Origin of the sequence: Chitinophaga jiangningensis (assembly GCF_900142605.1) — a bacterium.
GTDB classification, from domain to species: Bacteria; Bacteroidota; Bacteroidia; order Chitinophagales; family Chitinophagaceae; genus Chitinophaga; species Chitinophaga jiangningensis.
On sequence record NZ_FRBL01000004.1, the window covers coordinates 259,409 to 283,535 of the forward strand.

Annotated in this window: 20 protein-coding genes; 11 read left to right on the forward strand and 9 right to left on the reverse strand. The window is 49.1% G+C overall.

Annotation, left to right across the window (positions count from 1 at the left end; genetic code table 11):
* Nucleotides 1–12 precede the first annotated feature (12 nt).
* Complete coding sequence (locus BUB18_RS11320) at nt 13–3,102, forward strand: SusC/RagA family TonB-linked outer membrane protein (RefSeq protein WP_073080818.1); 3,090 nt, start codon at nt 13–15, stop codon at nt 3,100–3,102.
* 11 nt (nt 3,103–3,113) lie between these two features.
* Nucleotides 3,114–4,763, forward strand: coding sequence for a SusD/RagB family nutrient-binding outer membrane lipoprotein (locus BUB18_RS11325; protein WP_073080820.1), 1,650 nt, complete (start codon nt 3,114–3,116; stop codon nt 4,761–4,763).
* Between the two features lie 239 nt (nt 4,764–5,002).
* On the opposite strand, the gene BUB18_RS11330 is transcribed toward BUB18_RS11325, so the two are convergent.
* A complete protein-coding gene (locus BUB18_RS11330; RefSeq protein WP_073080822.1) occupies nt 5,003–5,449 on the reverse strand; it encodes a response regulator transcription factor in 447 nt (148 codons plus the stop codon).
* A gap of 177 nt (nt 5,450–5,626) precedes the next feature.
* Here BUB18_RS11330 and BUB18_RS11335 point away from each other — a divergent pair, with 177 nt between their 5' ends.
* From BUB18_RS11335 to BUB18_RS11345, 3 genes are all read left to right on the forward strand, one after another.
* The gene (locus BUB18_RS11335) at nt 5,627–6,262 is read left to right on the forward strand and encodes an MgtC/SapB family protein (RefSeq protein ID WP_218588029.1); all 636 of its coding nucleotides are present in this window, start codon (nt 5,627–5,629) and stop codon (nt 6,260–6,262) included.
* A gap of 6 nt (nt 6,263–6,268) precedes the next feature.
* Entirely contained in the window at nt 6,269–6,682 is a 414-nt protein-coding gene (locus BUB18_RS11340) for a hypothetical protein (RefSeq protein ID WP_073080826.1), read from the forward strand.
* Nucleotides 6,683–7,019: 337 nt separating this feature from the next.
* Entirely contained in the window at nt 7,020–7,979 is a 960-nt protein-coding gene (locus BUB18_RS11345; protein ID WP_073080828.1) for an HAD family hydrolase, read from the forward strand.
* Nucleotides 7,980–8,041: 62 nt separating this feature from the next.
* Here the strand turns inward: BUB18_RS11345 and BUB18_RS11350 are convergent, their stop codons facing one another.
* Both BUB18_RS11350 and BUB18_RS11355 read right to left on the reverse strand, forming a co-directional pair.
* Nucleotides 8,042–8,821, reverse strand: a complete 780-nt coding sequence (locus BUB18_RS11350) for a patatin-like phospholipase family protein (protein WP_073080830.1) — start codon at nt 8,819–8,821, stop codon at nt 8,042–8,044.
* 70 nt (nt 8,822–8,891) lie between these two features.
* Nucleotides 8,892–9,749, reverse strand: coding sequence for a polysaccharide lyase (locus BUB18_RS11355; protein ID WP_083549794.1), 858 nt, complete (start codon nt 9,747–9,749; stop codon nt 8,892–8,894).
* Between the two features lie 161 nt (nt 9,750–9,910).
* On the opposite strand from BUB18_RS11355, the gene BUB18_RS11360 reads away from it, so the two are divergent.
* The 4 genes from BUB18_RS11360 to bioA all read left to right on the forward strand — a co-directional run bounded on the left by BUB18_RS11360 (nt 9,911) and on the right by bioA (nt 16,809).
* Nucleotides 9,911–10,582, forward strand: coding sequence for a response regulator transcription factor (locus tag BUB18_RS11360; RefSeq protein WP_073081350.1), 672 nt, complete (start codon nt 9,911–9,913; stop codon nt 10,580–10,582).
* Between the two features lie 133 nt (nt 10,583–10,715).
* A complete protein-coding gene (locus tag BUB18_RS11365) occupies nt 10,716–12,668 on the forward strand; it encodes an LTA synthase family protein (RefSeq protein WP_073080831.1) in 1,953 nt (650 codons plus the stop codon).
* 275 nt (nt 12,669–12,943) lie between these two features.
* Nucleotides 12,944–15,490, forward strand: a complete 2,547-nt coding sequence (locus BUB18_RS11370) for an ATP-binding protein (protein ID WP_073080833.1) — start codon at nt 12,944–12,946, stop codon at nt 15,488–15,490.
* Nucleotides 15,491–15,531: 41 nt separating this feature from the next.
* The gene (gene bioA / locus BUB18_RS11375) at nt 15,532–16,809 is read left to right on the forward strand and encodes an adenosylmethionine--8-amino-7-oxononanoate transaminase (RefSeq protein ID WP_245805655.1); all 1,278 of its coding nucleotides are present in this window, start codon (nt 15,532–15,534) and stop codon (nt 16,807–16,809) included.
* 95 nt (nt 16,810–16,904) lie between these two features.
* Here bioA and BUB18_RS11380 read toward each other — a convergent pair whose 3' ends face one another.
* The 5 genes from BUB18_RS11380 to sppA form a co-directional block, all read right to left on the reverse strand.
* A complete protein-coding gene (locus tag BUB18_RS11380) occupies nt 16,905–17,399 on the reverse strand; it encodes a DUF2911 domain-containing protein (RefSeq protein ID WP_073080835.1) in 495 nt (164 codons plus the stop codon).
* A gap of 101 nt (nt 17,400–17,500) precedes the next feature.
* Nucleotides 17,501–18,040 carry an SRPBCC family protein gene (locus BUB18_RS11385; RefSeq protein WP_073080837.1) on the reverse strand — a complete coding sequence of 180 codons (540 nt, stop codon included), beginning with the start codon at nt 18,038–18,040 and terminating at the stop codon, nt 17,501–17,503.
* A gap of 3 nt (nt 18,041–18,043) precedes the next feature.
* A complete protein-coding gene (locus tag BUB18_RS11390; RefSeq protein ID WP_073081355.1) occupies nt 18,044–18,577 on the reverse strand; it encodes an SRPBCC family protein in 534 nt (177 codons plus the stop codon).
* Nucleotides 18,578–18,616: 39 nt separating this feature from the next.
* Nucleotides 18,617–19,723 (reverse strand): ABC transporter permease, encoded by a 1,107-nt coding sequence (locus tag BUB18_RS11395; RefSeq protein WP_073080839.1) that lies wholly within the window; start codon nt 19,721–19,723, stop codon nt 18,617–18,619.
* Nucleotides 19,724–19,828: 105 nt separating this feature from the next.
* Nucleotides 19,829–21,586, reverse strand: a complete 1,758-nt coding sequence (gene sppA, locus BUB18_RS11400) for a signal peptide peptidase SppA (RefSeq protein WP_073080849.1) — start codon at nt 21,584–21,586, stop codon at nt 19,829–19,831.
* A gap of 86 nt (nt 21,587–21,672) precedes the next feature.
* Here sppA and folK point away from each other — a divergent pair, with 86 nt between their 5' ends.
* Both folK and BUB18_RS11410 read left to right on the forward strand, forming a co-directional pair.
* On the forward strand, nt 21,673–22,152 hold the full coding sequence (gene folK, locus BUB18_RS11405) for a 2-amino-4-hydroxy-6-hydroxymethyldihydropteridine diphosphokinase (protein ID WP_073080851.1): 480 nt from the start codon (nt 21,673–21,675) through the stop codon (nt 22,150–22,152).
* Between the two features lie 10 nt (nt 22,153–22,162).
* Nucleotides 22,163–22,792 carry a deoxynucleoside kinase gene (locus tag BUB18_RS11410; protein WP_073080853.1) on the forward strand — a complete coding sequence of 210 codons (630 nt, stop codon included), beginning with the start codon at nt 22,163–22,165 and terminating at the stop codon, nt 22,790–22,792.
* Between the two features lie 70 nt (nt 22,793–22,862).
* Here the strand turns inward: BUB18_RS11410 and BUB18_RS11415 are convergent, their stop codons facing one another.
* Entirely contained in the window at nt 22,863–24,095 is a 1,233-nt protein-coding gene (locus BUB18_RS11415) for a BaiN/RdsA family NAD(P)/FAD-dependent oxidoreductase (RefSeq protein WP_073081358.1), read from the reverse strand.
* Nucleotides 24,096–24,127: the final 32 nt, after the last annotated feature.

Below are 24,127 nucleotides of genomic sequence, written 5' to 3' on the forward strand. Positions count from 1 at the left end.
AAAACGTTTAACATGAGAACAACACTCAGGTTATTGACGATCCTGTCGTTAATAACGCTCCTGTTGCCCAAACTCACAACGGCACAGCAAAAAATTATTTCCGGCACCGTCATCTCCGATGAAAAAGTACAGCTTCCCGGTGTTACGGTTCGCATCCGTGAAAATAATGTCAACACTGTCACGGACGCCTCCGGGAAATACACCATCAAGGCTAACCCTGGGCAAACCCTCGAGTTCACCTACATCGGCTACCTCGCCCAAACAGTTACCGTTGGCGACGCCGCTACCATCAATGTAACGCTGATGCCCACACGTACCGGACTCAACGAGGTAATCGTAACCGCCATGGGTATCAAAAAGGAACGTAAAGCCCTCGGCTACGCCGTACAGGACATCAAGGCAGACGAGCTGATGAAAAATAAAGACCCCAATCTGATCAACTCTATGAACGGAAAAATTGCAGGTCTCAACATCACCAACTCCGGCGGCGCCCCCGGCTCCTCCGCCTCCATCATCATCCGCGGCGGTACCTCCCTGGAACGTAACAACCAGCCACTGTTCATCATCGACGGTGTGCCTATGAACAACTCCACCGGCCAGGGCGACAACAGCGCATTCGACGGCTCCGTAAACATGTCCACCACCAACAGCAACCGCGCTATGGACATCAACCCGGAAGATGTGGAATCCATCACCGTGCTCAAAGGCCCCGCCGCTGCTGCGTTATACGGCCTGCAGGCTGCTGCCGGCGCCATCGTGATCACCACCAAAAAAGGCTCCGAAGGCAATACCATCGTCAGCGTTACCCCAAGATACACCACCAACTGGGTCAACAAACTGCCTAAAGTACAGGACCGCTACAAACGCGGCACCTCCTACAGCGGCACGTTTACGGATCAAACCTACTTCTCCTGGGGGCCTGAATTCGGCGCCGGTGAATCAGCCTACGATAACCTGGGCGACTTCTTCCAGACCGCTCACGCGTATGACAACAGTTTCAATATCTCCGGAGGTACCAAACTCAGTAAGTTCTTCCTCTCCGGCTCCAATATCATGCAAACAGGTATTGTGCCTACCACCGATTATAACCGTACCTCCGTACGCTTCAACGGAGAACAGCAGGTGGGCCGCTTTACCTTTGGCGTAAACGCCACCTACGCCGTAAGCAATACGCAGAAAACCCTCACCGGCAGCGGCCTGTATGGCGGCAGTGGTAGTGGATATCTCCAAAGTATAATGTCATGGCCTACTGACGACGATATGTCCGTATGGCTGAACCCTGACGGCTCCAAACGTCGCCTGCTGCCTAACGTAGCCCTGGAAGATGATATCGACAACGCCAACTGGACCATCAACAGAAGCCCGCAAAGCGATAAAACCACCCGCATGCTCGGTAACATCTATGCCAGCGTAAAAATCACCAACTGGCTCGATGCCACCTACCGCCTCGGTATCGATAACTTCGTAACACAGTTTACCAGTCTCACCAGCCCCGGCTCCGCCGTTAAAATAGCCTGGCAGAATGGTATGCTCTCCGAAACCACCCGCCGCTACAACTTCACCAGCGGTAACCTCATGCTCAACGCCCATAAACAGTTTAAGGATTTCGACTTTAACCTCCTGCTGGGACACAATACCGAAGACTATTACACGAAAACCGGTTCCGTAAGAGCGGAAAACTTCTCCATTCCGGGACTGATCTCCCTCAACAATGCGGATAATAAAAACCGATATGCACAGGACAATGTAAGCCAGAAGCGGCTGGTAGGGGTGTACGGCGAATTCAGGGCATCCTATAAAAACTTCGCTTACCTCGGCATCACAGGCCGTAACGACTGGAGCAGCACCCTGCCGGTAGTATACCGCTCCTTCTTCTACCCTTCTGTGAGCGGTAGCTTCGTGTTCAGCGAACTGCTGCCTAAAAACAGTGTATTGTCGTTTGGTAAGGTACGCGCATCCTGGGCCCGCGTAGGTAAAGATACCGACCCTTACGTGACCTCCACCGGCCTCTTTGGTCCGGAGCTCACCGTAGGCGGTGGTTACAGAAACTACTGGCAGCAGGGTAACCCCGAGCTGAAGCCTGAAAATACCGACTCCTATGAATTTGGTACGGAACTGCGCTTCCTTGGCGGTCGCCTCGGGCTCGACTTCACCGTGTACAACAACAAAAGCGTAAACCAGATCCTGTCGCCAAGGGTGAGTAACGCTACCGGCTATATCCTGAAATCAGTAAACGCCGGCGTGATTGAAAATAAGGGTATTGAACTCACCATCAACGCCAACCCTGTGCGTAACAAGAACTTCAACTGGGACGTGACCCTCAACATCTCTAAAAATAAAGGTCGCGTAAAAGAACTGCCTGGAGCCATCAACATCCTGTATGTAACCGATGTGCAGGAAGGACCGGGTAAGGCCGCCTCCTTTAATAAAGGCGTGTTCATGGGACTGAGCGGTTCCAAATGGGCTACCGATTCCAGCGGCAACGTGATCCTTGACTATAACACCGGCTATCCTACCATTTCTTCCCTTACCACCTTACCGGTGGGTAACAGGGAGCCTGATATGATCGGAGGCCTCAACAACAGCTTTAGTTACAAATCGTTCAACTTCTCCATGCTGTGGGATTTCCGCCTGGGCGGTGATGTATACAATGCCACCGAATGGCTGATGACAGTAAACGGTTTGTCGGAAACTACGTTGGGTCGTGGTAGTGACCTCACCTTTACCGGCGTGTCGCTGAACCCATCTACCGGTAAGTATGAGCCGGTAACCCGTACCGTAAAAGCTACTGAAAAGTACTACCGTGATGTATATGCCAACAATGCACCGTTTTTCATCCAGAGCGTAAACTGGATGCGCCTCAGGTCTGTAGCCTTATCCTATTCACTGCCTTCAAATGTGCTGAACCGCATCGGCTGGCTGAAAGGAGCTACTGCTACTATTTCCGGTACCAACCTGCTGCTGTTTACCAACTACCGCGGTATGGACCCTGAAATCAGTGCTGCCGGTGCCGGCGTAACCGGTTCCGGATCAGTAGGGATCGATTATGTAGGCGTACCTGCCACGAGAGGGATCGCATTCGGTTTAAACTTTAAATTCTAATTGCTGCTACCATGAGAAAAATATTCTTAATTATAGGTATATCCGTTGCCGTTAGTTCCTGCAAGAAATGGCTGGATGTAAACAAAAATCCTAACACTGCCACCTCCGACGTGCCTACGGCCGATATGAGGCTGGCGCCGCTCATCAGCCAGTTTTCGGATTGTTACGAAAGCTCCGGCACCCGCGCTTCGTTTCTAACACAGCAGATAGCGGTGGTATATCCGGCTTCCAATGCCGCTACCAACAACAACTGGAACCTTACCAGGTGGTACAGCAATACTTCCAGCGCCAACTGGCCATGGCAGTGCTGGTATGTAAATACCGCCGTAAACGTGGACCCGCTGATTACTGCCGCACAAAAGGTGGAAGCCTGGCATTACATCGGTGCCGCCAAGGTCATCAAAGGCTGGGGATTTGGTACCCTGGCGGATTTCTACGGCATGCTGCCTTACGATGAGTTTGCCATGGCAAGCACCTACACCCCGAAGTTCGATGACGGAGAATATATACAGGGGAAAATTCTGCCACTGTTGGATGAAGCGATTGCCGACCTGAAAAAGACCCAGGGCCCTGCGGCGCCACTGTTGTCGAAAGCTGACATCCTCAACAATGGCTCAGTGGATAAATGGATCAGACTGGCCTACGGTCTGAAGGCCCGTTTCCTGCTGCATACCAGCAAAAAAGGCAGCTTCAATGCACAGGCAGTGCTGGACGCATTGGCCAATGCACCTCAAACGGACGACCAGAGCAGCATCCGCCAGTATGTGGATGAAGGCCCTACCGTAACCAGTACGGCAAAAGAAGCGTTGCAGTATAGCAATACCGGCACCACGGTGCGCTTTACCAAACTTTACATTGACTATCTCACCAATAATTACCAGGGAGCTCCAACAGGGGCTAACAACATGCGTGATCCGCGTATGGACAGCATTCTGCCACGTATGCAGGTGGATACCGGCTGGTTATTTACCAAAGGGATGGATATGACTTCCGACCTGCCTAAAACTGGCCCTTCCAACCCGGCGTATAACTCGTCTACCAATAAGTTTGCTAACGGCGACTCCGTATACATTCCGCTGCGTAAAAATCCGTATGCACCTACCGCCGGCCAGCGTGTATTGTCTACCGGTTCCTGGTATACGAAAAGAGATGCAAAAGGGCTGTTGCTCACCAATGCTGAAATGCGTTTTATAGAGGCAGAAGTTAAATTCCGCCAGGGTGATGCCAACGGAGCCTTAACGGCTTATAAGGCGGGGATACGTTCGCACATGAACCTGCTGGGTATCCTGCCGGCAAAAACCGAGCAGTTCCTGCAGAGTACTTCCGTGGTACAAAGTGCTGCCAACCTCACGCTCAGTCATATCATGATCCAGAAATACATAGCGCTGTCGTTCAGCGTGGAAACCTGGGCGGATATGCGTCGCAATAACTACTGTGCGGACGGTTCCGGCGTATACAACCTGGCAACCGGCGTATACAAAGGCTACCAGCGGCCATCGCATGTGTATATAGAAGGCTATCCTGCTCCTACGGATTACCCGCGGAGGTTTGCAGTGGCGAGCTATGAAATTAATTTCAATATCGATCAGGTACTGAAAGCGAATCCGAATGCGGCCAAGCCTGCTTACCTGTCAGAACCGGTATGGTGGGATAAGCCGTAGGCGCCTACGGCGCTTGTGCGCGACCTTTTTTGCTCGCAAAGCAGCATAAGCAGGTAAGCAGCTAAGGCTTTTGTTTTGTTGTTAACATCATTTTAGTGGTCCGCCTTTGGCGGACCACTAAACGATTTGTGTGAGACCGAAGGTCTCACACAAATCAAACAAACTTATTGTAACAAACTGCAGGTCTTGGTTGCTTACCTGCCTATGCTGCTTTGCGAGAAAAAAAGACAAAACCCCATTCACCCAAATGCTGCCTGCCGGCGGGCACGTTTAACCAGGTTGCGGATTCTGCACTCCAGCTCCTCCACACTCACCGAACGATCCAGGAAATCATCGCAGCCATGTTGCAGTCCGCGGATCTTTTCTTCCAGATCTTCTCCATTTCCCAGCATAATCAGCGGCACCAGTTCAGAACAGCCACGAATAAACGAAGCCAGCCTGAAGGCATTCCAGGGCGTGCTTTCTATCTGGTGAAATATAGTCCTGCTGTCGATCAGCACTGCATCGTACTGCAGGTGTAAGTTATCCGGGCAGGTCCATTCTCCGGCGGACAATGCCTGTACCCGTAGTTCGTGACAGGCAGACAACAACCGCTGAAGTTTAAAGCGGTATAAGGAAGGATTTGCAGCTATAAAAATGTTTATACCCACGTTAAAACTTTTGGAGTATGCTATAAACAGATGCATGCTAAAGTGATATGGCGTTCTCGAAATTGCAACGTTTTTATCTATTCAACAACCGTATTATCACCCTTTTTTGTTAACAGGATGAACGAATATTGCTGGAAAAACGCTGCCTTTTCGTTAACTTAAAGTAAAAGTTGGCTTATGTTAACCTGGCAGGAAATCGCAATCAGACTATCTATGGCAGCGCTTTTCGGGGCGCTGATCGGGCTGGAACGGGAACGGAAGGACTGGACGGCGGGCATGCGCACGCACATGATGGTATCCGTTGGCTCCTGCCTTATTATGATGGTATCTGCTTTCGGATTTTCGGATGTACTGGGCACCGAACATGTAGTGCTGGACCCTTCCAGGGTGGCCGCACAGGTGATTAGCGGCATTGGATTTATTGGCGCCGGCACCATTTTGTTTATGAAACAGGGCACTATCCGCGGACTCACCACCGCAGCGGGACTATGGACCGTAGCAGCCATAGGCCTGGCCACCGGCGGCGGAATGTATTTTGCAGCAGGCGCCACCACACTGGTAGCCATTATCATTTTATGGGCACTGCAACCGCTGGAAAAAAGGGTATCACAACGCTTCCGCCAAAACTCCCTGCGCCTGGTAACTACCTCCAGCATCATAGCCAACAATGTGTTACAACGGGTAACAACCATGAAAGAGTTGAGCTTGTCCGGCTTTTTCATGGAGAAAGAAGATGATTACTATACCCTTCAGCTGAAATTTGATAAAATCACTAATGAGTCCATGCTGCAACTGGTACAGCTACTACAGCAGGAAAAGGACATTAAGGAAATCGGCTGGAATAAATAATCCGCTATGATAACGACGCTCGAAAAATTATTTACGGACTACGGCAAGGCTGCCGCTGGTCATCAGCCCCAGGCCATCGCGCACTTCTATGCGAAAGAATTTATGGTAGCCGATGGAGGAAAATCGAAACCTTACAAAAATGATGAGTCCTTTATCGAATGGCTGCGCAGTGTAATCGATTACAACAAAAAAACGGGACTGCTGAGAATGGAGGTCATTGAAATCTCCCTGAACAATATTACTGACCATTACACCAGTGCAAAAGTTACCTGGGGCGCCACTTACCAGCAGCAACCGGATACGGCCATCCCCTTCAACGTTACTTACCTGTTGGAAGTAAACCACCAGCAGCCGCTGATCCTGATGTATATCAACCACCAAAACCAGGAGGAATTAATGAAAGCCAATCATATTATCTGATTTTTTTCAGGGAGATGTAAATGCTGCTGACACAAGGTTGTCACAACCGCCTGCGAGATTTGTATTATGAAACGTACAATATCCGTCCCGGTTAATCGTCCACATAGTCACAACAACCACTGTACTATGCCGGTCACCTTGCGAAAAACTATCTATCATACACTTAACCATACGTGGAAAACCTGTGCCGGTATCATGAAAGGTGTGTGCCATGCCGTTATATTCTTATTTTTTTAAAGTAGATCACTTGCAGCATTAAAGGTCAAGCCACCTGCTGAAAGTACTGCATTTAAACAATCTCACCCCGCCAGCTGTACTGTAGAAAAAACATCTGACCATGAAAAGACTTTTCCGGGCACTCCTGATCAGCATGCTTATTTCCACAGCGGCATTGGCGCAAAGCGATCCGCTCCCCTCCTGGAATGAAGGCCCCGTTAAACAATCCATTATTCAATTCGTACATGCGGTGACGACGCCGGGAACTGATTTTGTGCCACCGGCGGATCGAATCGCTACCTTCGATAACGACGGTACCCTTTGGGCCGAAAAGCCTCTTATCCAGGGTTTATTCGCCATTTTTCGTGTACATAGAATGGTTGCAAGAAACCCTGCACTGAAAAATCAGCAGCCGTATAAGGCCGTTATTGAAAAAGATAAAGGTTATTTTGAAAAAGCCGGGTTAAAAGAAATTATTCACCTGTTCAACCTCACCCATTCCGGGATGACCTCCACGGCATTTGCGGAAGAAGTGCAGCTGTTCTTCAATACCGTAAAACACCCCACTTTAAGAACGTCGTTATACCAGGCGATATATAAACCACAGTTGGAACTGCTGAACTACCTGCGTGCAAATGGTTTCAAAACCTTCATCTGCTCTGGCGGTACCGTGGATTTTATGCGCGTGGTAAGTGATACGTTATACGGCATTCCGGCCGAGCAGGTCATTGGTTCGGAATTAAAATACAAGTATGTAGATAGCGCTGGCGTAAATGATATCATGCGGTTACCTGGTATGACCACATTTAATGATAAACAGGAAAAGCCCGTCAACATTCAGTTTCATATTGGTAAGCGGCCTATCCTGGCCTGTGGTAACGAAGGCGGCGCCGGGGATGTGTATATGCTGCGCTTTTCCCAGGGAAGTCCTTACAAGTCACTACAGCTCATTGTAAACCATGATGATGCCGCCCGGGAATTTGAGTATGGTGAGAAAGACAATAAATCACTCAACATGGCCAAACAATATTACTGGCAGGTGATCAGTATGAAAAACGACTGGAATACGGTTTTCCCCTGATGCAATAAAAAAAGCGCCCCGTCATCGGCAGTGACGAGGCGCTTACTATGATCTTTCTGATCTTACCGATGATATGTAATGTTTGTTTCCGACAGTATGCTCCTCGTATAGTCAAGTCCGGCCGTATAAATCTCCTCGAACCTGCTGAAGTCAAACATACCGAAGTGGCCCAATGCTGCGGGCTCTATAAACTCGCTGCACAGCGATTTATTTTTTTGTACCGACTCCCGGATAGCCAGGTGCAACGTACGTTCCAGGTTAAATAAAAATCCTCCTGATGCATTGAAGGGAGTGAGTGGATTCACATGCACCCCGATAATATCATCATACTTTCCACGCAGCGGCTCCACAGGTAAATTGCTGGATAAGCCTCCATCCACGTATTGGATGCCATCCACCAATACCGGCTGAAACAGCATCGGCACAGACGATGCTGCCAGTACTGCCGGAATAATGTTGCCGCTGTCGAACACCTGCTGGTTGCCGGTTTCGAAATTGGTAGCCGTGATGTACAGGGGCATGTTCAGTTCCTCAAATGTTTTGTACCGGAGGGTTTGCTCCAGTACGTGTTCCAGTTTTTTGAGCGACAAAAATCCCACCTGCCAGTTTTTCCATTGCATGGAAAGGCCGATTTTGTATTCCCTGAAGATGGTACGAACGTCTTCCGTACTATAGCCGTTAGCGATAAACGCTGCTACTATAGAACCTGCGCTGGTAGCTGCAATAGCTTTAGGTACGATGCCATGTTCCGCATAAGCCTTCAATACCCCCAGGTGTGCATAACCCCTGGCACCACCTCCTGATAATACAAAAGCCCGCTGGCCGGATTTTAATGATTCCATGTTGCTAAGATAATAACTGCTGCATTAAATCCCCCATTCCCGTGCGAGCCGGAAATGAGGGATTTGTTGTTTAGTTGCTGATCTTGTGTACAGACAGGTTGTCATAATAAATGTAACCTGTTGAAGTAGACTCCCAGTAACTCTGGCTGCCGCCGCGGAAAGTGTGGAACGTCACTCCTTTGATCAGGCGCTGTGCATCGTTGGTTGTCCAGCGGATGTCCTGGTCCAGTACCACTGTACCATTGATCACGATCTGTACATGACCGTTGGTGTTGCTGCCGGTATTACTCTTGATGTACATGTGTACATGGTAAGTAGTACCTTTCTGGATGCTGCCTGAGGATGGGTAACTCTTGCCGAAGGTGTCACCATACTCTCCTGGCTGATCCTTGTAATAAATGTAAGGCTGGAAAAATACCCTGCCGGCATCTGTTTGATACCACATCAGGCGTAATGATCCACCATTACCATCCCAGCCCGGATCACCGCCGGTGTTACCTTCACCAACGCTGAAACCAAAGCCTACTTTTCCGCCACGGCTCCAGTCAAACTGGCTGTGGAAGCGGATGTCATAGTCCATCTCATAAGCAGAACCATCAGAAACATCAATGTTGGCCACCACGCCACCAGCCGCGCTCAGGGCATTGGGCTCCAGCGTGATGCGCAAGTTACCATTGGAGATGTAAGTACGTCCGGAATTCCAACCGCTGACATTACCAAAATCACTGGCGGCCTGCGACTGTGAAAGCCAGGTGCCTGTGGCGTAGTTGTCCCAGTTGTTGGTCCAGGTACTTAAAATTGCTTCTGTTTGTGCTCCCGTGCCCGCGCCAGGGTCGGCAGGGGTTTCAAGGGTTTGATCCTTCTTACAGGAAAATAGACAGGTTGCCGCTAATACGGCAAAGGCATGCATGCGAAACGTGGAAATCATGCGCTTAAATTTGTGGGTTTTAAATAGCTACTACAGTATCGAACTGCAATTTTCATTAAAAAGATAAGGGCTGTTTTTCAAATTTCCTAGCATTGAAATCGATTTTTTGCAATCGATTTCATAAATGACTGTCAATGAATAATTATCATTATATTTATTTTATGAAGATCCTGATTATAGAAGATGAAACAGCCCTCCGTAACGCCATCCGGCAATACCTGGAACAACAGGGATACATCTGCGAAACAGCAGGGGATTTTCAGGAAGGCATCAGGAAAGTGAACGAATTTGAGTATGACTGCATAGTGGCCGATATCAACCTGCCCAAAGGAAGTGGGCTCGACATCGTGAAAGAACTCAAACACCTGCACTCCCGCGCAGGAATCATTATTATCTCCGCAAAAGATTCACTGGAAGACAAACTATCAGGACTCGCCCTTGGTGCGGATGACTACCTCACCAAGCCTTTCCACCTCTCCGAATTAAATGCCCGCATCCACGCCCTCCTGCGACGCAAAAACTTTGACGGCGATACCCGCATCAAATTTCATGAAATCACCATTACCCCCGGCTCCCAAACCGTTCAAATCCACCAGCGACCTATCCAGCTTACCACCAAAGAATACCAGCTGCTCCTGTACCTGATCGCCAACCAAAACCGACTGATCACAAAATCCGCCCTGGCCAGCCACCTCTGGGGTGATGCTTACGACCAGGCAGGCTCCTACGACTTCATCTACACCCATATCAAAAACCTGCGGAAAAAAATGATGGAAGCCGGCGGCAACGACTATATTAAAACTGTTTATGGCACCGGCTATCGCTTCGGCTAAAACTACCCCACTAGATAAATTCAGAAAATCTTCAGAATCCAGACTGCGCCTGCAACCCCACGATGGTAACGCTCATAAAATAATTAATTCAAATTTAATCTAACAGCTTACCTTCGCGCATCAATTTTTCATAATGAAGCCTACACCTAACAGGTACGCCGTGCAGTTCGGATTTACTGCTTTGTACCTCCTGCTTTCCACAATCGTAAGAGTTGCGCTATTATGCTGGGCCTTTCCTGTGGCCACCCTCTCTTTCGGGAATATCCTGTCCATCCTTGCCAAGGGATTAGTCTTTGATTCGGGTGTCGCGGTGTTCTTCACCGTCGCTTATTCCATTTACCTGCTGCTGCTGCCGCAACGGCTCAATAAAACATGGTTCAACAAAGCCTTCACCGGATTCGGTTTTTTCCTGGCATTATTGATCATGATCTTCTCCTTCTTTGCGGAATTCACCTTCTGGGGGGAGTATGAGGCAAGATTTGACTTCATCGCAGTAGATTACCTCCTCTATACCTATGAGGTGATTAATAACATCAACCAGTCCTACCCGCTGCCATTACTGATTGGTGGCGTACTGGCAGGTACTGCACTGCTTACCTGGCTGGCTGCCAGGGCCGGCATGTTCAGGGCAAGTTTTCAGTCGTATACACCCCTTCGTATGCGACTGGTCATCACCGGCGGCACCATTGCCATCGCAGTGTTACATCTCTACCTGGTAAGCAATACCTGGGCAGAAACCGGCAAAAACCGCTACCAGCAGGAACTGTCTAAAGCAGGTATTTACAGCTTCGGGTCGGCCTATTTCAATAATGAATTACCATACGATAAGTATTATATCCAGGAAGATGATAAACAGGCGTTTGCTGAAATGCGCAGTCTTTTACAGTCCGGCAATAGCAAATACCTGGAACCCGGCTCCAGCATCTATCGCCACATTGCTGATACCGCAGCAGCTGTAAAGCCAAATGTGATCATGGTTACGATTGAGAGCTTCAGCGCTACCTTCATGGAACGTTTTGGCAACAAGGAACGCATTACACCCGTGCTGGACAGTATCGCCAAAGAAAGTATCCTGTTTACCAACATGTATGCTACCGGCACCAGAACAGTACGCGGCATGGAAGCACTCACACTCGCCGTTCCGCCTACACCAGGGCAAAGCATCGTACGCCGTAAAAATAATGAAGGGCTGTTCAGTCTCAGTACTATTTTCGGCAACGCCGGCTACGACCGCACCTTCTTTTATGGCGGGGATGGCTACTTCGATAACATGAACCAGTTTTTTGGTAACAACGGATTTGATATATACGACCGCTTACGCCATCGCCTGGTGGGCGACAACTTCCCTACCAAACGGGAAAATTTCCCTGACAGCGCCGTACATTTTGAGAATGCATGGGGCGTTTGCGACGAAGATATTTACAGTGCCGTACTGAAAAAGGCAGATGAAAAACATGCTGCCGGCAAACCTTTCTTCGATTTCGTGATGACGGTTTCTAACCACAGGCCGTTTACCTATCCGGAAGGAAAGGTTTCCATTCCGTCGCATACCAGTCGTGAAGGGGCTGTTCAGTACACCGATTATGCTATCGGTCAGTTCCTGAAACAGGCGCAGCAAAAACCGTGGTTTAAAAATACCATCATCATATTTGTGGCCGACCATTGCGCCAGCGTTGCAGGCAAGAATGAAATAGAAGTGAATAAGTATCACATCCCCTGCATCGTTTACAACGTACCAAACGAAGTACCTCGGGAAATTCCTACCATGTGTTCCCAACTCGATATTTACCCGACACTGTTAGGAATCCTCAATTGGTCATACAATTCAAATTTATACGGGAGAGATGTACTGGCCGCTGATTACCAGCCACGCGCCATGATCAGCACCTACCAACTGCTCGGCTATCTCGAGCCAGGCAAACTGATGATCCTCGGACCACAGCACCAGGCGCAAACTTTCCACGTGAAAGACAGCACCGGAGATTTACAGTCGCAGCCGATGGATAGTGTACTGCTGCGCAAAGCCATCGCAAACTATCAAACGGCATACACGCTGTTTAAGAATGGTGGTATGCGCAAATTATAGTAGTCGCTTTATGACCATATAAAGGAACAGTCCCCGCCTGTGGCGGGGACTGTTCCTTTTCCAAACGATATGCACATCATCTGCACATCCGATGTGCGAAAAATTAACTTGGCTGTGAACATATTTTAAGTAAATTTATTCCCCTGATTAACCCGTTAAGAGATACATACCATACTCCCATCATAACCATTGCCCGCTAGTAGTGTAAAACTGAGATTTTCCGAGACAAACAGAAAACTGAGAAACCAGAACACTCAACTAAAATTTGATCGCTCATGCTGGCCTCAACTTTACCTGTATTGCTGCCTCAGGCGGCGGTGGAAGATATTACTGAAATTTCAGCGCTAAAAGCAAGGCTCCAGCAGCTGTCCGGCATCATGGGCGTTCTCGCAGAGATGCACCAAACGCTGGCGTTGCATAAAAATCTGCAGCTCACGCTCGAGCACTTTCTCCAAAACCTGCTGACCATCACGGGCAGTGAAACAGGGTTCGTGGGAGAAATCACCACGAGCTACCAATATCTCCCTAAACTAATATTACACGCTGCTGCGCCTGCTGCCTACCTGCAGGAAATGAAACGCCGCTATTTCAAAGACCAGGAGCCAGGCCTGCAATTCCTGAACATGGATACGCTTACCAAAGCAGTAATCCAAACAGCCGCACCTGTTATTAACAACAATCCGGAACCAGACGAAACTTCCGTTAGCTATCCTGACCTTTCCATTTCTCTAACTTCCTACTTAGGCATTCCAATTATATACAATCATAAAATATTAGGTGTGATCGGCCTGGGCAATAAACCCGGCGGATACTGCACCAGCATTATCGACACCCTGCAACCACTCATCCAAAGCTACGCCCTCCTCCTCTTTGCCAACAACCAGGAAAGAGACAGGAATCGGGCTGAGAAAGCCAATCAGCAAACACGCGCCGATCTCGACGCACTCATTGGCACACTCGATGACATTGTAATGGAGATGAACGAGTATAAAATCTTTACTAAAGTCTGGTGTAATAATGACTGCCTGCTGTTCCATCCTAAAGAACAGATCGTAGGCCGCAGCATGACAGAAGTGCTGGGCCCACTGGCGCCGGTGTTCGATAACCTGACCGACATCCTCCTGCGTACCGGAGAAACACAGGAATATGAGTACCGCGACATTCGCCAGGAAATCAACAACTGGTACGGAATGAAAATGTCGCTCCTGAAAAACCACAACGGCCCCAACAAACGCATCCTGATCATGATTAAAAACATCACCTCCAGGAAGCGGGACGAGATCGCCCTCAGGCAAACAAAAGCAGAACTGGAACGCAACCTCCACCTGCTTAACATCAGCCAGCAAATGGGGGCGATCGGTGGCTGGGAGTTCAACACCGCCACCTCAGAAATCTTCTGGACCAAACAAATCTTTGAACTCAGGGAAGTACCGGCAGACTATCCCGTTACCCTCCAAAGCGCCGCTTCCTTCTATCATCCGGACGACAGGCCCGTATTTGAAGAAGCGCGGCGACAGCTGCTGGAAAATCAAAAACCATACTGCCTCGAACTACGGCATATCTCCGCAAAAGGTACGCCTACCTGGGTAAAAACAATGGGCATCCCCGTTTTTACTAACGGACAGGTAACCCACTTCAGAGGTATCATCATGGACATCACCAACCAAAAAGTAACGGAGCTGGAATTACTCAAAGCCAAGGAATCCGCAGAAAAAGCTGCCCAGGCACGCAGCGAATTTCTCTCCGTTATGAGCCATGAAATCAGAACCCCACTCAACGCCATCATCGGTATCGCCGGCATCCTGGAAGATAACCACCTGCCTGAAAATACCGAAGTTATCCAAAGCCTGCAGTTCTCCTCCAAACACCTGCTCGGCCTCATCAACGACATACTCGACTTCAATAAAATTGAAGCCGGCAAAATTGAACTGGAACACATCCCGATTCACCTGCCTGACCTCATCCACAGCATCGCCAGCAATTACCAGCCACTGGCCAAAGCTAAAGGCATTAAACTGTATACAGCGGTGGATCACGACCTGCCGCAAAATATTCTGGGCGACCCGGTGCGCCTCGGCCAAATCCTCAACAACCTGATCAACAACGCCATCAAATTCACACAAAAAGGATCGGTATGTATTGAGGTACACCAGGAAGATTGTCACGGTAACCGCACCCATATAGGCTTTGCTGTGCGCGATACCGGCATCGGCATCCCGCCGGAAATACAGGACAAGGTATTTGAAACCTTCGTACAGGCAGAAGCAGCCACCACCCGCCGCCATGGCGGCACCGGGCTCGGACTCGCCATCACCAAAAAACTTGTGGAAATACAACGGGGCCATATACACGTAGAAAGTACGCCAGGTAAAGGCTCCACCTTCCACTTCACCCTGGGATTCGATATTCCCGTCCTCCACAAAAAACAACATACGCCTAAGCAGTACCCGGCAGGTTTCCTCGACAATATGAACCTGCTGGTAGTGGAGGATAACGTGATCAACGTGCGCATCATCGAAATGCAACTGAAGAAATCCGGCGCCCGCATTACCACCGCCACCAACGGCAAACAGGCGCTGGAACGACTGAAAGAACAACATTTTGATGGCATCATCCTCGACCTCCATATGCCGGAAATGAACGGCTATGAAGCGATTCCACATATTAAAATGATCCAGCCGGATGCTTTTATCATCGTGCTCACTGCCGATATTATGCCGGATGTAAGGGAAAAGCTGGCCATCCTGCACGTTACCGACCTGCTGCCAAAGCCCTACGCCGCCGCGGACCTCTTTAAGGCCCTGGCCAAATACTACGAATAGTATTGTTGTTGTACCTTCGCTGCCTACCTAATTCATTGATGATGCAGCAAATGACTTTAGCAGCCCGTGACCAGCAGGTAATATGGCATCCGTACACGCAGATGCAAACAGCGCCACAGCCCATCGCCATCACCCGCGGTGAAGGCGCACTCCTATTCGACGATCAGCAAAACGCCTATATAGATGCCACCAGCAGCTGGTGGGTAAATATTCACGGGCACGCACATCCACATATCGCGGAAATGCTCTCCAAACAAGCCTTTCAGCTACAACATATTATCTTTTCAGGATACACCCATGCCCCGGCAGTAGAACTGGCTGAACGACTGCTACCACTGCTGCCTGCCAACCAAAAAAGAGTGTTCTATTCCGATAACGGCTCCACCGCCGTAGAAGTGGCACTTAAGATGTCGCTCCAGTACTGGGATAACAAAGGGCAGCGCCGCCATAAATTCATTGCCTTTAAAAACGCCTACCACGGCGATACCTTTGGCGCCATGAGCGTGAGCGGCCGGAGCGTATTCACCCGCGTATTCGACGACCTGCTTTTTGAAGTTCATTTCATCGACCTGCCTGCTGCTGATAATTTCGATACGCTGAAAGCCACCATCGAAGCACTGGACCTAAGCACCATTGCCGCGTTTATATTTGAGCCACTGGTGCAGGGCGCGGGTGGCATGCTGATGTACGAAGCCGCACCACTGGACCAGCTCCTGGCCTGGCTGCAATCACACCAGATCCTCCTCATTGCCGATGAAGTGATGACCGGCTTCGGCAGAACAGGAAAAAACTTTGCGATGGAAAACTGCAGCACCCAACCGGATATGATATGCCTTTCCAAAGGCCTCACCGGCGGCAGTATGGCGCTGGGTGTTACCACCTGTACCAGTACCATTTACGATGCCTTCCTCAGCAACGATAAACTCAAAACCTTATTCCACGGTCATAGCTTTACCGCCAACCCCCTCGCCTGCTCCGTGGCACTGGCCAGTCTCGACCTCTTTACCGACCCTGCCTGCGCCACCAACCGGCAACGGATACACGAAGCGCATACCAGGTTCCTGACGCAGCTCCAACAATCACCTAAGATCAAAGCGCCGCGACTCCAGGGCACCATCCTTGCATTCGATATTATCACCACTAACGCGGACGGCTATACTAATAACATTGCTGATCAGCTGCACCGCTTCTTCCGGGAACGCCGGGTGATGTTGCGGCCACTGGGCAATACCTTATATGTGCTGCCGCCGTATTGCATTACGGATGCACAGCTGCAGGAAGTGTATGACTGCATTAGCGACCTCCTTCAATCCATTTGATTCATTTCCGGGCCTCAGGCCCGGAAATGAATCGGGGAGAGATGAAGTGCCGCAGGCACTTCGTCTCTCCCCGATAAAAAAATAATCACCAGTTACTACTTCACCGGAACTGATATTTTCGTATCATCCCATTCAAACACCACTGCATTCCCTGGCAGGGTAAAAGTCAGTTTTTCCACCGGAGTAGACAATGCCTGACGATTTACTTTTACTTCCACCACGTTCTGGTCTTTAACCTTATCGTAGTCGTAAGCACCCCACTGGCCCAGTTTACTATTCAGGATAACGGTCCAGGTTTTAGGATCAGGAATAGAGAACAGGGTGTAAGTACCAGCTTTTACTGGTTTACCGCCAAAGTTTACATCTTTCGAAAAAGTGATTTCAGTAGCTTCGTTGGCACCGGTACGCCATACTTTTCCGTATTGCTCCAGTTTACCGAAGATCTCTCTTCCGTTTTTGGAAGGCTGACCATATACCACTTTAATGCCGTTAGCTTCAGTGGTTACTTTTGGGCTCTTTCTTGCTTTTTCCTGACCGAAGGCCAATGCTGCGGTAGCAACGAAGAAAGTTGCCATGATGAACTGTTTCATGTTGGATGTGCGTTATTTAGTTAGAGTTTAGAAGGATAAGCCAATTTAAAGATAATAAGCTCAACAATTTGTTAATATGGATTAATGGCAAAATAGCTCCATCAGTTTCCATTCCTGCCTTCACAAATCTCGCTAAGAGTAGTCAAACCCTTATCCATAGCGGGTCCAAAGATCTTATCTGCCATAAACCCACGTAATTTCCACCAGGGGAGCATACCCAGTTTTGTTTGCATATGCCAGAAGATGGCGGTGGCCTTACCATCGGCAGTAGGCTTCAGTTCAATGCCTGCATCCACCGGCTTCATATTTTTTACATCCATGCTGTAATGGATGCCTTTTTTGGTGTCGCTGTCCAGCACAGTTACTTTACCACTGCTGCGTGTACCCGTCCAGGTGTACCAGGCACCGGTGCCGCTGGTTTGTTCAGAAAACTGGATGGTAGCGGATGTATCCGGCTTAAACCAGGGGTTCCAGTCTTCCCAGGCCTTCAGATCGCCGATATGTGCGTACACGGAGTCGATTGGTGCCTGAATAACGCCGGTTCGTTCTACAACGGCAGTAGTAGGCAATAATAAAGAGCCGAGGAAAATCAGTGTACTAAAAACGATGATACTGATGATTCCTAATTTAACAAATCTCATAATTTATTTTTTGCTGCTAATCTTTGCGAGGTTTTGTAAGCCTTTCTCGAAGTCTTTGCCTACCCATTTGTCCATCATCAGCCCCATGAGCTTACGGACAGGGTGCTGGCCCAGGTCGGCCACCATGCCCCAGGTTACTACAGTACCACCCAGTACAGGTTCAAATCGGAAATAGCCTTTAGCTACCCCCATGGTCATAAAGTCCGTTTCCGTGGCGATGTATTGCTCCTCCCTGGAAACGGTGATCACTACACTACCTTTTCCAATATTGCGGTTGCGGCTTTCCCAGCTGTAACCTGCCCCTGCCCCGCTTTCTTTTTCACCGTAGGTAATGGCAAGTTGTGGGTCCATTTGTTGCCAGGGCGACCATAACTCCCAGTTCTTCAAGGTATTGACATAAGGAAATATTTGGGCTGCGCTGGCAGGAATCTGTAGAGAACGCTCCACCTTTACGGTTGCTGGCAATATCATGCTGATTACAAACAAAGCCAGCACCAGTACTATCAATGCCCCCAAAATGATGAAAAAGGCTTGCATGTGCAGGGATTTATTCAGCAAAGCTAACAAAAGCCCCGCTTACTCCCACCGGAATACTTTTACTGCCACAATATACACCACAATCCCCCAGATGGTGAGGATACCCAGGTCGAACCCTATATTCCACAGGTGCTTGCCCTCATAGGCCACCTCACGGAGGCCATCGGCCAGGTAAGTAAGCGGCATCAGCCTACAGATGGGCTGCAGCCAGGATGGGAAAGAATCTATCGGGAAAAAGGTACCTGCCAGCAGGAACTGCGGCAGGGTAATAATATTGGCAAACAGCGGAATCGTGCTCTCGTTTTTGGCAATACCGCTAACGATAAAACCGAAGCCAAGGAATATCAGGCATCCGAATGCCGACAGCACCAACATCTCCATAAAAGTAACAAAACCATTCACCAGCGTAAACCCAAAGGCAAAGTGGCCCAGGGCAATAATTACGATGGAGCTGATCACCTGGAATACCGTACGGCCCAGGGCTTCCGCCAGCACTATATAGAATCGCTTAATAGGCGTGGCAAAAAAGCGCTTCAGTACCAGTGTTTGCCGCAGCCCGAAAAACAGGAAGGCGGTGGTAAACACGGCCCCGCTCATCAGGGCAAAGCCCAGCTGGCCTGGCAGGATAAAGTCAATCGTCTTGTAAATGCGGCCCGGCACCTCTTCCGGGATAATGGTAGCCACGGAAGGGCGGGGATATACCTGGCTGTCAAGCTGACCGGTAACGGCCCGGAGGGCAGCAATCAAAATACCTTTTTTATTGGGATCGGTGGCGGTGGACGTTTTAACATGCAGCTTATAATGTTCCTGCCCGTCTGTACCGGGCTGCTGCTCGATGTTGAGAATAGCGACGAGGTTACCTTTTTTCAGGTCCTCGGCCATTTCCGCCTCGCTGTCATCGGTAATGAGCTTCAGCGTTTTATTAGCCGCTAATTGCTTAAAATAGGTGGTACTGATGTCTGTATGGCGGTCTACTCCCACCTTTACAGATACTGTGCTGTTTCCAATAAACCCAAACACGAGGATAAATACCAATGGGAACGCAAGGCTGAAAACTACGGAAGAAGGACTTCTGAAAGTCGCTCTCAGGCTACCTTTCGTAATGGCCAACATCGCTCTCCACTGACTGTACTTAGCTCCATTCATCTGATCTGCAATTTTAAAAAACCGCGTAAAACTACATAAAAAGAAATTGGGAATTGCCATCATTTCTGACAGCAACTCCCAATTAGCTAAGCCTCAGGGGCTTTATTAACGGATAATATAATCGAAAGGCATGCGGGTAAGTACCTGGCCATGGAGTTCCTTCACGGATTTCAGCTCCTGGTAGGTCTTGTATTCCTGCTCACCCATTTCTTTTTTCACCATGCTGGTGCTCACTTTGTTACCCATATTGCGCAGCATTCTGCTTACAGAAGGCTTTACATCCGGATATTCGGAGATTTTATAGCTGCTCAGTTTAGCCATTTTTGCGGCAGATGCCAGCGCATCGTTCATACCACCCAGGCGGTCTACCAGGCCAAGCTTCAGTGCCTGTGTACCGCTCCACACGTGGCCCTGTGCGATGCTGTCCACAATCGCCGGGTCCAGTTTTCTACCAGCTACCACTCTTGATTTGAAAGTAGCATAAGTGGTATCCACACTATTCTGGATCAGTTTCTTTTCTGCTTCCGTCATAGGGCGGCCGGTATTACCCAGGTCGGCATAGTTAGCCGTTTTCACACCGTCGAAAGTGACACCCAGCTTATTTTTGAAGAAGTCGGATAAGTTCATCATCACCCCGAATACGCCGATAGAACCGGTCAGGGTATTGGGCTCTGCAAAAATAGTATCTGCCATGCAGGAGATGTAATAGCCACCACTGGCCGCGTAATCTCCCATAGACACAATAACCGGTTTTACTTTTTTGGTCAGGCTCAGCTCTCTCCAGATCACTTCAGAGGCCAGTGCACTACCGCCACCGGAGTTCACCCGGAATACTACTGCCTTAACATTTTTATCTTCTCTTACTTTGCGGATATCACGCACATATACATCGCTGGCGATGGTATTTTCTTTTTCATCATCACCGGAAACGATATTACCCTGCGCATAGATCACGGCAATTTTGCTGTCGCCTTCTCCTTCGCTGAGAGTGGAAGCATTATCATATTTAGAGAGAGATACAAAGTTGATCTTTTCGTCGGACTTAATGTTCAACCTGGATTTCAGTTCGGCTGTAACCTCGTCATCATATTTCAAACCGTCTACCAGCTTATATTTCAGCGCATCTCCCGGTTCCTGGATCAGGGCCTCATTGGCGTATTGATGCAGGGTGGCAGTATCTATTTTGCGACTGGCTGCAATACCGCTCAGGTAGTTGCCGTATAACTGACCGAGAAATAAGGTCGTTTGTTCGCGGTTAGCATCAGTCATTTTATACTCGCGCAGTGGCTCGGTAGCGCTTTTGAATTTTCCGCAATAGAAAATTTCAGGTTTGATTTCCAGTTTATCGAGCGCACCTTTGAGGAACATAATTTCAGTGGAAAAGCCTCTGAAATCGAGTCCTCCATGAGGGTTCAGGTAAACCTTATCTGCTGCGGTGGCCAGGAAATAGGCTCCCTGGTCGATTACTTCCCCGTACGCATATACGAATTTTCCGGATTTTTTGAACTGCAGTATTGCCCTGCGTAGTTCCTCGCTGGTGGCCAGTTCGTTGCCGTTGCCATTTACTTTCAGGTAAATGCCTTTGATGTTGTCGTCATCGGCGGCATGGTCAATCAAACGAATGGTTTCGTACAGGCCAGGCACATCTGTGTCCAGACCACCGAAATAATTTCCCAGGGGGTTAGATTGTTCCTGTTCCAGGAATCGCTGGCTGGTTTCGAGCACCAAAACGCTGTTGGGAGAGAGGCTAACTTTTTCAGGGGTTATCGCCTTTCCTATCAGCACCATGATGGTTATCATTCCAATGGCTGTGAATACGATCAATGCCAACAGGGCTGCAAAGAATACTTTAAAAAAACGCATGTTATCGAGTTAATATGAAACTATTAGGAAAGATACATTTTTTTCAAAAATAAGGAATATGGCTACTTTTGGGGCCGGATTTATACATGAATACAGCAATATTACTTATAGGTGGCAATTTGGGAGACCGGGAGCACAATCTCCGGCAGGCAATACAACTGATCGGAGAAAGGGCCGGTCAGGTAGTACAACAGTCCCCACTGTACCAAACTGCACCCTGGGGTGTGGTAGATCAGCCAGACTACCTTAATCAGGCACTGGAAATAACTACGGAGCTGGATGCACACAGTTTACTAACCTGCACACTGGAAATAGAAAGGACGATTGGCCGGGTGCGTCAGGAAAAATGGGGCTCGCGGGTGATAGATATAGACCTGATTTTTTTTAACGGGGAGATATTATCGCTCCCTGATCTGAAAATCCCCCACCCCCGCATGCATTTGCGCCGGTTTGTGCTCACACCACTCAACGACATCATACCCGCTTACGTGCATCCCGTGATGCATCGCACAGTCCAACAACTATGGGAAAGCTGCCCGGATGATTCACCGGTCCACAAATTATAAAAGAAGATACATGCGCTATAAATTTATCACGATAGAAGGAAACATAGGAGCCGGAAAAACCACCGTTGCCGGAATGCTGGCCAAACATTTTTCATCCAAACTGATCCTGGAAGAGTTTGCAGACAATCCGTTCCTTCCCCTTTTCTATAAAAGCCCGCAGCAGTACGCTTTTCCGCTGGAATTATTTTTTATGGCAGAGAGATATAAGCAGCTCAAGGATATGTTGCAATCGGAAGACCTGTTCTCTAACGGCACCATCTCCGATTACCTGTTTATCAAAAGCCTGCTGTTCGCCAAAATCAACCTGCCGGAGGAAGAATACGCCTTATACCAGAAACTTTTTGACATCATCAACCCGCAGCTGGTACAGCCCGACCTGCTGATTTATCTCAACGCACCTGTATCAAAAGTCCAGGAAAATATCCGCCACCGTAACCGCTCCTATGAGCAGGCCATCCCGGATGAATACCTGCTGAATGTGCACGACATGTATATGCAGTATATCAAACAGCATCCTGTTCGTACGCTCATGGTGGATATGACGAAGTTGGATTTTGTGCGTAATCCGGCGGATTTTCAGAAATTGCTGGATGCATTGGAAGAGGAGTATGAACCGGGGATTAATTATATGAAGTTATAATGACCGGCATTTGTCCACCACCGCAGGTGGTGGACAAATGCCGGGAGACGGCGCGGGTGCGCCGCCACAATTAAATACTACTGATACTCTTCGCAGCAATAAACCCACTCGTCCAGGCATGCTGAAAGTTAAACCCGCCAGTCACCCCATCCACATCCATCACCTCACCGGCGAAATACAGCCCCGGCGCAATACGGCTCTGCATTGTAGCCGGATCAATTTCACTTAAGGTGACGCCGCCGCAGGTCACAAATTCCTCTTTAAAAGTCGTTTTACCTTTCACTGGAAACTCCATTGCCACCAGCATCTTCTGCAATTTGTTCTGCTCTTTGGCTGGAACATCGGCCCAGCGCAGCTCTTCGCCTATGCCAGCCTGTTGCAGTAAAAAATGCCAGAGGCGCTGTGGCAACTGGAAAGGGTTCTTGTTGTATATTTTTTGCTTGCCCAGTTCGAATCGGAGCGACTGCCAGTCTTCCCGGAGGCTATTTTCATTGTAAGATGGCAACCAGTTTACTATAGCCGTACACGTATACTGCATATCCTGCAGCTCTCGTGCTCCCCAGGCGGACAAGCGCAGCACCGCAGGGCCACTCATACCCCAGTGCGTGATCAGTAACGGGCCTTGCTGCTGTAATTTGGTTCCGGCAATTTTTACGATGGCATCTGTGGCTACACCCATCAGTTGCGTGATCGGGTTGCCAGGCATATTAAAGGTAAAAAGGGACGGTGCAGGCGGTACCACCGTATGCCCGATCTGCTTCAACCACTGGAATTTACCTTCCTGGGCATAGCCGCCAGCGGCGATACACACGAAATCCGCCTCAATCGCGGGCCCCTGGCTTAAAGTCAGCTTCCAGCCGCCATTGTCGCGGCGCTCCAGCGCCAGTACTTCCACATTTGTACGTATGTTCACCAGGTATTTATCTGCTTCACGCAACAGGCAGTCTATAATCGTTTGGGAGGAATCGGTAACAGGAAACATCCGGCCATCGTCTTCTGCCTTGAGTTTCACCCCTCTTTCACCGTACCAGCTGATGGTATCCGGTACAAAAAACTGCCCGAAAGCCTTTTTTACAAAGTTGCCACCCCGGGGATAACGTTTAGCCATGTACGAGATATCGGAAGCGTTATGGGTAACGTTGCAGCGCCCGCCCCCACTCACTTTTACCTTTGACAACAACTTGCCGGTTTTTTCCAGCAGCCATACTTCCAGGTGGGGGTTCATACGTGCAGCGTTTACCGCACAAAAAAATCCGGCAGCACCGCCACCTGTCACAACCAGTCGTTTTCCCTTGAAACTCATTAAAATCTTGTTAAAAAAAATCCAGTATTTGC